This is a genomic window from Chryseobacterium contaminans, from assembly GCF_001684955.1.
GTDB classification, from domain to species: domain Bacteria; phylum Bacteroidota; class Bacteroidia; order Flavobacteriales; family Weeksellaceae; genus Chryseobacterium; species Chryseobacterium contaminans.
The window spans coordinates 1-9,583 of the sequence record NZ_MAYF01000049.1 but is presented as its reverse complement, the minus strand read 5'-3'; the positions used below and the strand labels follow the sequence as shown (position 1 = coordinate 9,583).

Annotated in this window: 12 protein-coding genes; 2 read left to right on the top strand and 10 right to left on the bottom strand. The window is 37.0% G+C overall.

The window, feature by feature from the left end; all coding sequences use genetic code 11:
- Positions 1 to 470 precede the first annotated feature (470 nt).
- The 10 genes from BBH99_RS04540 to BBH99_RS04495 form a co-directional block, all read right to left on the bottom strand.
- A complete protein-coding gene (locus BBH99_RS04540; protein ID WP_066692581.1) occupies positions 471 to 1,643 on the bottom strand; it encodes a zinc-dependent alcohol dehydrogenase in 1,173 nt (390 codons plus the stop codon).
- A gap of 33 nt (positions 1,644 to 1,676) precedes the next feature.
- A complete protein-coding gene (locus BBH99_RS04535) occupies positions 1,677 to 1,970 on the bottom strand; it encodes a hypothetical protein (RefSeq protein ID WP_066692575.1) in 294 nt (97 codons plus the stop codon).
- Between the two features lie 63 nt (positions 1,971 to 2,033).
- On the bottom strand, positions 2,034 to 2,642 hold the full coding sequence (locus tag BBH99_RS04530; protein WP_228390737.1) for a ferritin-like domain-containing protein: 609 nt from the start codon (positions 2,640 to 2,642) through the stop codon (positions 2,034 to 2,036).
- Positions 2,643 to 2,711: 69 nt separating this feature from the next.
- A complete protein-coding gene (locus BBH99_RS04525) occupies positions 2,712 to 3,545 on the bottom strand; it encodes a KGG domain-containing protein (RefSeq protein WP_066692573.1) in 834 nt (277 codons plus the stop codon).
- 251 nt (positions 3,546 to 3,796) lie between these two features.
- Positions 3,797 to 4,393 carry a Crp/Fnr family transcriptional regulator gene (locus BBH99_RS04520; protein ID WP_066692571.1) on the bottom strand — a complete coding sequence of 199 codons (597 nt, stop codon included), beginning with the start codon at positions 4,391 to 4,393 and terminating at the stop codon, positions 3,797 to 3,799.
- Positions 4,394 to 4,483: 90 nt separating this feature from the next.
- Positions 4,484 to 4,888 carry a cytochrome C gene (locus BBH99_RS04515; protein ID WP_066692569.1) on the bottom strand — a complete coding sequence of 135 codons (405 nt, stop codon included), beginning with the start codon at positions 4,886 to 4,888 and terminating at the stop codon, positions 4,484 to 4,486.
- Between the two features lie 6 nt (positions 4,889 to 4,894).
- Positions 4,895 to 5,158 carry a hypothetical protein gene (locus tag BBH99_RS04510; protein WP_066692566.1) on the bottom strand — a complete coding sequence of 88 codons (264 nt, stop codon included), beginning with the start codon at positions 5,156 to 5,158 and terminating at the stop codon, positions 4,895 to 4,897.
- Positions 5,159 to 5,160: 2 nt separating this feature from the next.
- Positions 5,161 to 6,156, bottom strand: coding sequence for a cbb3-type cytochrome c oxidase subunit II (locus BBH99_RS04505; RefSeq protein WP_066692564.1), 996 nt, complete (start codon positions 6,154 to 6,156; stop codon positions 5,161 to 5,163).
- 10 nt (positions 6,157 to 6,166) lie between these two features.
- A complete protein-coding gene (locus tag BBH99_RS04500) occupies positions 6,167 to 7,918 on the bottom strand; it encodes a cbb3-type cytochrome c oxidase subunit I (RefSeq protein ID WP_066692562.1) in 1,752 nt (583 codons plus the stop codon).
- A gap of 133 nt (positions 7,919 to 8,051) precedes the next feature.
- Complete coding sequence (locus BBH99_RS04495) at positions 8,052 to 8,264, bottom strand: hypothetical protein (protein WP_066692560.1); 213 nt, start codon at positions 8,262 to 8,264, stop codon at positions 8,052 to 8,054.
- Between the two features lie 202 nt (positions 8,265 to 8,466).
- Here BBH99_RS04495 and BBH99_RS04490 point away from each other — a divergent pair, with 202 nt between their 5' ends.
- Positions 8,467 to 8,832, top strand: coding sequence for a Crp/Fnr family transcriptional regulator (locus tag BBH99_RS04490; protein ID WP_066692558.1), 366 nt, complete (start codon positions 8,467 to 8,469; stop codon positions 8,830 to 8,832).
- Between the two features lie 413 nt (positions 8,833 to 9,245).
- A partial coding sequence (locus BBH99_RS04485) for a ferritin-like domain-containing protein (protein WP_083188741.1) occupies positions 9,246 to 9,583 on the top strand: 338 nt, incomplete at its 3' end.

Genomic DNA, 9,583 nt, shown 5'->3' with positions numbered 1-9,583 from the left:
TAACCATATGGAACAGAATACAAAATTATTAGCAGAAAAGTTTACTTTAAACAATAAACAGAAATGCAAATAGGAATATCAATAACTTAAAAATCTATATTACCTAAATGCACTATGGGTTACTGCTTTAAAATTCCAGAAATCCTTTTTAAATCTTCAACAAAATATTTCGATATCTCTTCGGTTATGGTACAGGACAGAAACAGACAACTAAAGATTTATTATTCCAATACTGTTTTTTTATTCGTTTTTTAGATTAAATTGCATTAAGCACAAACTAAAAGAAATTATTTGATAAAAATGAATTTTGTAATTCCTGTTTAATTTGGCTCAAACGAACCAAATCATCGATAAAAGTGTTTGAAGATACGCTCGTCTTGCCCACAAACGACAATATGCGCAAATTTAGGACAATTTGCGCATATTTTTTTATATAACTTTTTAGTCGAATCTGAAGTTGGTATTAGATATTATTTAGACTTCCAAGGGTCAAGAACCACCTTTACACAGCCGTCTTCTTTTTTGTCAAAAATTTCATATCCTTTTGCGACTTCTTCCAGAGAGAGCCTATGGGTAATAATATCATCCAGTACAACCTGCCCACTTTGAACATACTCTAAAAGCTGATCTATTATAGGATGTACATTACATTGTCCCGCTCTTATAGTAATCCCTTTATCAAATATTTGTCCTAATCTGAAATTATCATAATTAACGGGATAAACACCCAGAACAGAGACAATACCTCCTCTCCGTACAGCACTCATACAGGCTTCAAGAACTTTAATTGATCCTTTCTCCAGATTTAAAACAGCTTTTGCCCGGTCCAGAATATTTCTATCCGGTTCAAAACCTACCGCATCAATACACAGATCAGCTCCTCTTCCATCTGTTAGATCCCTGATTTGCTGAATGACTTCTTTAGCATCTTTCCATAAAATGGTATCACAACCGGTTAAGCTTTTAATCTGATCTAACCGGTATTGCTGGGTATCTATAACGATTATTTTTTTAGCATTATGCAGCATAGCACTTTTCACAGACATTGAACCTACAGGACCTGCTCCAAATATAGCAACTGTTTCCCCACCTTTTAAATTCCCCCACATTACCCCGGTATAGCCTGTGGGGAAAATATCAGTAAGAAAAAGCACCTGCTCATCAGAAAGATTTTCCGGAACTTTTCTCGGTCCTATATGAGCATAAGGAACTCTTACATATTGAGCCTGGCCTCCGTCATATCCTCCATAAAGATCTGTATAACCAAATAATGCACCTCCTTTTTCTGTAATCAGGCCACCTTCAGGGCCATAATGTTCCGGATTGCTATGTTCACAGGCTGTCGGCAGATCATGCTGGCAGAAAAAACAACTTCCGCAAGAAATCGGAAATGGAACTACTACCCTGTCGCCTATTTTTAAATGGGTAATATTCTGCCCAACTTCTTCAACAATCCCCATAAATTCGTGGCCCATAACCATAGGGCGTGGCTGGGGTATCCCTCCTGAGTACATATGCAAATCACTTCCACAGATGGCCGTAGAAGTAACCTTTAGAATAATATCGTGAGGGTCTTTAATACGGGGATCTTCCACGGTATCACAAGTAATGGAACCAGGTCCATGTATAACAGCTGCTTTCATATTTATAATTATTAATGGGTATTAACGATGTTATTATTCTACCAGAAGAACTTCTAAAAACTTATCAAAATAGTCAACATCATGTTTATCTTTTACAGACATATAAAACATTACTTCTGTTGGTTCACGTTTTCCTATAAAAGTACCATCATAGAATTTCGCAATCAGTCCCTGGATATTGTCTTCAAAGATGATGTACAACAGATAAATATGATGGGTAATTTCTTTAGAGTAAATGAAAGTTCCGTCTTTAAACCAGCTTCCTTTGTTTTCGGTTTCAGAAAAGTTTCTTTCACGCAGTAATTGGGTTAATTCTTGAGTTTTCATGATGGTATTTCTTAAAAAAATAAACCACATGCCCATAGGACATATGGTTTACCGTTATGAACATTAATCCTCCTGCTCAGCCTCAAAATTGATAGAAGTTTCAGCAATTTCTGTCAGGTGATAATCTGTATCTTCTTCTTCCTGTAACGTTTCTTCAAGCAGATCTGCAGCTTTATCATGCCCCATGGTAAGCGCTAGCTGAACGAGTCCGCCATAGGTTGCTATTTCGTAATGTTCTACTTTCTGCGCTGCTATGATTAAGGCTGCATCACGCGTCATAGAGCCGTCTTCAGTGGATTTTATGACCTCCTCACCTTCTTTGATGATTCCTTTTATGGCTTCGCATTCTTTTTTTTCAGGTTTTTCATCAAGCAGCTTAAAGACCTTTTCCAGTCTGCTGACGTGCTTTTTGGTTTGAAGCTGATGATCTTCAAATGCATCTTTCAACTCTTCTGTGGTAGCTGCTTCCTGCATTTTATCCAAGGCCTCTATGATTGCATTTTCTGCAAAATAAATATCTTTTAATGCAGAAATAAAAAACTTCCGGAGATTGGAGTTTTCATTTTCATGCTCATTATTTGCCGTGCCTGTTGGCGTTGTTTTTTTGGCCGGATCTGACATACTTTCAGATGTGCCTTTAGTACTATTGGTGTCTAATGTTTTCGTTGCCATTATATTCAGTAGATTTGATGATAAAAGATTACCCCTCTATACAATATAAAGAGGTAATCTTAAAGTGAATTATGAATTATTACGTCTGCCGCCAAAACCAGATCTTCCAGAACCTGACGACCTGCCTCCACCGTGAGAAGCCTGTCCTCCCATACGGGCAATTCTGGTACGTTCTGCTTTACTCATAGAAGCAAAACCTCTTCTTGAGGTACCATTTCCGGAACCTGAGTTTGAACCACGACCTGAGCTGCTATTGCTTCCGGAACCAGATCTTGATCCTCTGCCTGATGATCCTGATCTTCCTGAGTTACCTGAGTTTGATCTTGAACCTGAAGATCTACCTCCTCCATGGGAAGCTTCTCCTCCCATACGGGCGATTCTGGTACGTTCTGCTTTACTCATAGAAGCAAAGCCTCTTCTTGAAGTACCATTTCCAGAGGATGAAGATCTGCCTCTGCCTCCTGACTGAGAACCGGATCTTGAACCTGAACCTGAACGTGAGCCTGAACGTCCACGTGAACTGCTACCAGAGCTTCCTCTGCCACCTCCGGAAGTAAATCTTCCCTGGCTGTCTCTCTGCTGGTTTCTGTTTCCACGGTTTCCGCCACCTCTTCGGCCTCTGTTATCATCATCTTCATCATCCTCATCATCGTAATCTTCTTCGTCATCATCATAATCTTCGTCATCATCATAATCTTCATCGTCATCATACTCTTCATCATCGTCATAGTCGTTATCGTATTCGTCGTCAAAATAATCTTCATACTCTGAAAAATCATCATCATAATCTTCATCCTGGGATGCGTCATTATAACCATGATCATATCCTAGTTGGTATACTTCCTCCAGGTTTTCTTCTGAATGTCCTCTTGAACTACGGTTTCTTGAATTTCTAGTGTTCATAATTGAAATTTTTATATTAATATTTAGTGATGACTATTGCTGGCCGTGACTAGTATTAGACAGCAATAAACAGTTATATTTTTTGTAATTATTTTAAGATATCGGATTTTAATATCCGCTAAAAAAGATCGACTGAGAAATATGATTTTAATGTATACCAAATGTACAAAGCATTCATTCTCTTTACTATGATTTGGCTCATAAACGGATTTTTTTTTGATTTTTTTCAGTTATAAAAAAGATATTACTGTTCAGAAAAATATCTTACGGTTTTTAATTTTAAGCAGGCGGTTCTTTTCCATCACCTTAATGGTTCTGATAGCCGTTTCTACACAGATCCCTGTCAAATTAGCCAATTGCTGCCTTGTGAGTGGAATTTTAAATGAAAAAGGAGCCTGATTAGCCTGGCTGCTTTTTAAATGCTCCAGTAATCCAATAATCCTTTCTGCCGGGTTGGGGGATGAATTAGCCTGCAGCATAATATACTGATAATACAAACGATCGGACAGTGATTTGCAAACTGATGAATATAATTGCGGATATACCTTCAGCATACTTAAAAAGTTGTTTTTACAAAGTCTTATTACTTCACAGGACTCCAGCGCTATCGCATCCATTGGATAAGGTTTATCAGTAAATAATAAGGAGTCTCCAAAGGCCTGCCCTTCCGACATAATATTTTGTATGAATTCTTTACCATTGTCACTAAGGTTACTCAATTTTACTTTTCCCTTTATAACCTGATAATAGTAAAGAGGAGCATTTCCTTCAAAAAATATAACTTCTCCTGAATTATATACTCTTATTTCTGCACCGGCAGCAAATAAAAATTTTTCACTAATAACCATAATATTTGTTTTTGATGTTTATTGTATCATTCATTCATCATCGTAAAAACAATTGTCCATCAATAATTTCATGTTTTTTTTAAAAAACCTTTACATATTGGCACTCGTTATTTCATAGTAAAGAGCCCAGCCTGTAAATAAAATAACAATAATCCAGATCCAGAACGGAATGGTTTGCGGAGTTTCACTTCCGTTAATCAGGAAGCTCTTCTGATTTCCTTTATCATAAGCATTAATCATCAATGATAAGGTTCCGTCCACAACATCTTTATTTTTCAATCCTTCAATCCTGATCGTTGGGCCGTTGGCTACTGTAAAACTGATTTCCCTGACTCCTTCTTTACCGGATGGGGAATGGCTTACAATTTTCAGAATATGATTCCCATCAGTTAATTTTTTCGTATCCAGATCAAAGACAATAGGAGTATCAAGTTCCGCAATAGGAGCCGCATCATCGTCAATGAAGAGAAAAACTTTGCTTCTATCCTTTGTCATGAGGGTTTACTTTAGAAAATTATACTTAACATGGTTTTTATTTCTTTCTCCCGGCCATATCAGATATTTAACCGAGTAAGCAAAAGCAACTACAGTGATGGCTATGACAAGCCCCACTATAAACCAATCCCAGTCACTGTCCGGGCCTGTTCCGTGCGTAAAATCCTGGGTCACCTTTGGTTGTCTCAACTTGCAGGTATCACATGCAAAAGTGTACATGGAGATAAAGACAAAGGTGAATGCTGCGGTGTATTTAAATGGTGTTTTCATATTTATTTTATTTTATCCATAATCGTTTTTACTTCTTCAGCGGTTACTTTTTTTGCATTATTTCCCCAGCTTGTTCTTTCATGATTCATAATTGCGGCAACATCTTCCGGTGTAAAATTGGCATTGGTTCCTACCGGAGGCATTGTTGCATATTCAGGTCTTGGATCATAACCTTTCATAATAATCGTAACATAGAGTTCCAGATCTCCACCCGTTACAACCGGGCTTCCTTTTAAAGGAGGGAATGCTCCTGGTACTCCTTCACCGTTAGCCTGATGGCACGATGCACAATTTGCAGTAAACAATTCTCCGCCATCCGGTAAATTTCCGGCGCCCTGAGTATTTCCTTCCTCTTTTTTCGGCTGCTTATATAAAAAAGGAGGCACTATAGATTGATCTGTAAAATCTGTTTGCTTTAATGATTTTAAATAGGCAACCAATTGAAGGGCCTTAGAGGTTGCAACGATTTTTTTCCTTTTGTTTTTGAGGAATTTCTCCGGGACTTTTACTTCTACATCACCAGGCTGAAGGTAATCTCTTTCCATAAAGAGGAACTCATAGGAAGGCATAATGGAAGCTTCTACTGCTGCCCGGGGCTGATACAGGTGAATAAGATGCCATTCTGCGCTAGGCTGCCTTTCTCCTACGTTCGTCAAATCGGGCCCTGCTCTCTGAGTTCCCATTAAATTGGCGGTATTTCTCCAGAAATCAGTTCTGCTATTAATAGCAAAATCTGCCGGAATACTTGGTCTTTTTCCAAAAACATTATCCATTTCTACATTTCTTACCTGCTGTGTATGACAGGCAACACAACCATTTTCAATGTATACCATCTTGCCTGCCTTTTGGTCTTTTGTAAGTACTTTTGACTGGCGTGGCAAAGGTTTATTAATTCTCTGATTATCCAGTGCAGGAAGAACCGCTATATAGAGGGTTAGAAAAACAAAGAGACAAAGTGCTGACCCAAATAGTATCCTATGATCATTTAATAACATCATGATGATTTATTTATGAATTTAACTCTGTATTGGTAAACTGTTTTTTTGCAGCTAATATTTCTGAAGGCGTTTTAGGAATCCTGATAGTTTCCTTCATCCGTACCATTCTATAAAAATTGTATCCGAAAATCAAATGGGAAACCCACATAAACAATCCGCCTATCGCTCTCCAGAGCCAGAAGGGAAACATATTGATCACTCCGTCTATAAATGGTTTTTTCTTCATCCACATCAGACCGGTCTGGGTTCCTCCGATCATTAAAGCAATTACATACATCAGAAGTCCGAGTAAAGCAAACCAGAAATGTATCCCTACCAGTAATTTGGGAGGTTCTTTTCCGGTAAGCCGTGGTATTAATGTATAGGAGAATGCCCAGATCATAAATGTAATGATCCCATACATGGTTAAATGGGAATGTGAAACGGTAAAATCAGTAAAATGCCAAAGAAGATTCGTATACCTGAATGCTTCCACGGTTCCCTGAAATGAGCCTGTGAAATAAAAAATAATAGCCATAAAGTAAAAAGGAAGTGTATAGCTCGTTTTTAACTGATACCAGGCATTATTGAACGTCAGAAGAAAGTTGGTGGTTCCTGCTGCTACAGGAATAAGCATTCCCACGCTGGCAATAATAGCTGTGGTCTGTAACCGCCATGGTATTGCACTAAAGATAAAATGATGGGTTCCTATTAAAGTATAAAACAAAATGTGTGTCCAGAATGCTAAAGCCCCCAGACTATAAGAATAAATAGGTTTATTAAGCTGCTGCGGAAGAAAATAGTACATCAGACCTAAGTTGATCATCATAAACCACATTCCGATAGCCTGATGCATATAATAGCCCTGTGTAATGGTTTCCCCAACTCCATCCTGCCATATTGGAGAATAACCAACAATAATAACAATGATGATAAACATAAAGCCGGCAAGAATATACCAATTGGAAATATAAATTTCATGTACAATTCTTTTGGCAACCGTCTTAAACAGATTATAGGTTGAAAAGGCTACTCCAATACCGAAGGTTCCCATAATAGGCCAGATATATTCCCTGTATTCACCCCCTCCATTATTGATTCCTGCCAATAAGGAGATTGTTCCGGATAATACGGCCAGGTTCATCATGGCAAGGGAAATATAACCGAATCTGATGTTATAGTTTTCTATATTACTGACCCGTGCCACTACATAATAAGATAAGCCTACCATCGCCAGAGAAGCCCATCCCCAAAATACGGCATTGGTATGAGCAGGACGCAATCGTCCAAAACTGAACCAACTCGTATGGTCTACATCAGGTGCTACATATTTTATCCCCGCATATAAGCCGAAGGTTGTTCCGATAATCAGCCAGAATATCGCTGTTCCAAGAAAAAATAAAACAAGACGGGTGAGTTCGGGGGAAATATAATTTACAAAAGATGAGGTTCTTCTTTTAGTTGGAAAAAACCTCAATTCATCAACAGAATTTATATTCCGCAAGATTCCTTTTTCGTCGGAAGGCACCTGATTTCCTGAAAGCTGATTTTCCGGCAGTTCAAATTCCTGCTGTGCTTCTTTCTTTTTATATTCCTCCATTTCCTCAGGAGTCATATCCTTTATTTTCTTTTGAACTTCAAGATACTCTCTTCGCCTTAAGATCTGGGAATATATGCCCAAAAACTTCAGCACAACTACAATCAGACCTGCTATAATAATGATCAGCATTAATAATAAGGTGAGCTGTATACCGGACTGATTAAACAATGACGATTCTGCCATAACAAAATAGGTATGGATTAATTACTATATAATTTCAAATGCTTTCATTTTGACAATCAGTTTTTAATTGCCAAGTAATACCAATATTGTCTTCATCAATATGAAAACAACATTTTAGTTGAAGTAAGAAGAATTATTTACTATTCTTAATCGAGTCTACATCATAAGCCGTACTATCCATAGGAAGAGTATGATCTCCGGAGTCTGGTGTGACTTGTGAAGTTCCTGAAACCATACTATCTCCGGTATTCAGGCTTTTACTGTTGGTTTGTTGGGTATTGTTCTCTTTTTTACAGCTAAGAACAAGAAATCCTGTAAATAGCATTAGCATGATAAGTAATTTCATAATAATATATTTGTGGTGTGTGTATTCAAATGTATAGACTAATACTTCCTCTTTTTTATGATTAGTATCATAATAAAGTTTTATTACAATTTATTTTAAAATTTGTACAATAAATGCATGCAACACATGCTATTATGACAACAGTCATAATGATACCCCATATTTTTTATTTATATTGTAATATTTATTAAATAGCCACTAAATGCTTATATCAGAGGATCTTTTATTACTATATGGAGCCACTATTACAGAATTAGAATGTCCAGAGACACTTTTTACACAAAATGATATTCCGGAATATTATTATCAGCTCGTATCCGGAACGATAAAGCTAACCCATTATAATAACGGCACCGAAGTAATAACAGATCTACTTGAGAAAGGAGCAGGTATAGGTGAATTTTTATTATTTACTGACAAAAGATATCCATTCAATGCGGTCGCCTGCGAGTTCTGTAAAATTCTGCAGCTTTCCAAAACTAGTTTTTTAAAGCTTTTAGAAGACAACCCGGAAGTTCGGCTGAATATCATCAAACAACTTTATATAGACATTGAAAAGAAGAGTTGATTTCAAAAGAACAGTATCAATTTTTTCCATTATGATTCCAGTCATAGAGACCAGATCAATAAGTTCATACTTTTGAAATACTAAATTTTCATCTTCACTTTTTGTTCGAGATCTTATAAACCTTCCTGTTCATGGAAGGTTTATTATATTTTATCCATTAAATTTTCGCTGTTATGAGTCAGGTCATAATATAATCTTCTGATTCTGTTTTATTTTTGAAAAAGTTTGAGAGCGATTACAGACCTGTTTACAATTTATTTTTAGAATAACCTCTCCTATCTGCGGGAGGTTTTCTTTTTTCATTCAAGATTTGTATTTCCGGCTATTATTTTAATAGCAGTAAAAAACAGAGTGCTGTAAATTATTCAATGAATGCGCCTGCTACATCATTACACCATTTAAAAATAAATAATATGAACAACGAAAGCACCGTTTCAGTACTCAATGATTTACTGAACATCACCAATGACAGAATTGCAGGATTTTCAAAAGTAGAGGAAAAAGTATGGACCACCCACTCTTCTTTAAAGGCTGATTATGACCGGATGGTTTCCCAATCCCAGGTCATGAAAACAGAATTGATTAACCTGATCAGAGAGCTGGGAGGCAATCCCGATGATACTACAAGCACCGCAGGTGCTCTCCACAGAACATGGATTGACATCAAAAATTCTTTTTCAGGAGATAAAAAAGAATCTACTTTAGAAAATGTAGTGTTTGGCGAAAAAGCAGCGATTAATGCTTATGAAAA

Excerpts from the sequence above, each read along its gene's own strand:
- BBH99_RS04535 (WP_066692575.1), bottom strand. The coding sequence starts at position 1,970 with ATGAAAACTCAAGAATTAACCCAATTACTGCGTGAAAGAAACTTTTCT.
- BBH99_RS04490 (WP_066692558.1), top strand. The coding sequence starts at position 8,467 with ATGCTTATATCAGAGGATCTTTTATTACTATATGGAGCCACTATTACA.
- BBH99_RS04515 (WP_066692569.1), bottom strand. The coding sequence starts at position 4,888 with ATGACAAAGGATAGAAGCAAAGTTTTTCTCTTCATTGACGATGATGCG.
- BBH99_RS04540 (WP_066692581.1), bottom strand. The coding sequence starts at position 1,643 with ATGAAAGCAGCTGTTATACATGGACCTGGTTCCATTACTTGTGATACC.
- BBH99_RS04495 (WP_066692560.1), bottom strand. The coding sequence starts at position 8,264 with ATGAAATTACTTATCATGCTAATGCTATTTACAGGATTTCTTGTTCTT.
- BBH99_RS04505 (WP_066692564.1), bottom strand. The coding sequence starts at position 6,156 with ATGATGTTATTAAATGATCATAGGATACTATTTGGGTCAGCACTTTGT.
- BBH99_RS04525 (WP_066692573.1), bottom strand. The coding sequence starts at position 3,545 with ATGAACACTAGAAATTCAAGAAACCGTAGTTCAAGAGGACATTCAGAA.
- BBH99_RS04520 (WP_066692571.1), bottom strand. The coding sequence starts at position 4,393 with ATGGTTATTAGTGAAAAATTTTTATTTGCTGCCGGTGCAGAAATAAGA.
- BBH99_RS04500 (WP_066692562.1), bottom strand. The coding sequence starts at position 7,918 with ATGGCAGAATCGTCATTGTTTAATCAGTCCGGTATACAGCTCACCTTA.
- BBH99_RS04510 (WP_066692566.1), bottom strand. The coding sequence starts at position 5,158 with ATGAAAACACCATTTAAATACACCGCAGCATTCACCTTTGTCTTTATC.
- BBH99_RS04530 (WP_228390737.1), bottom strand. The coding sequence starts at position 2,642 with ATGGCAACGAAAACATTAGACACCAATAGTACTAAAGGCACATCTGAA.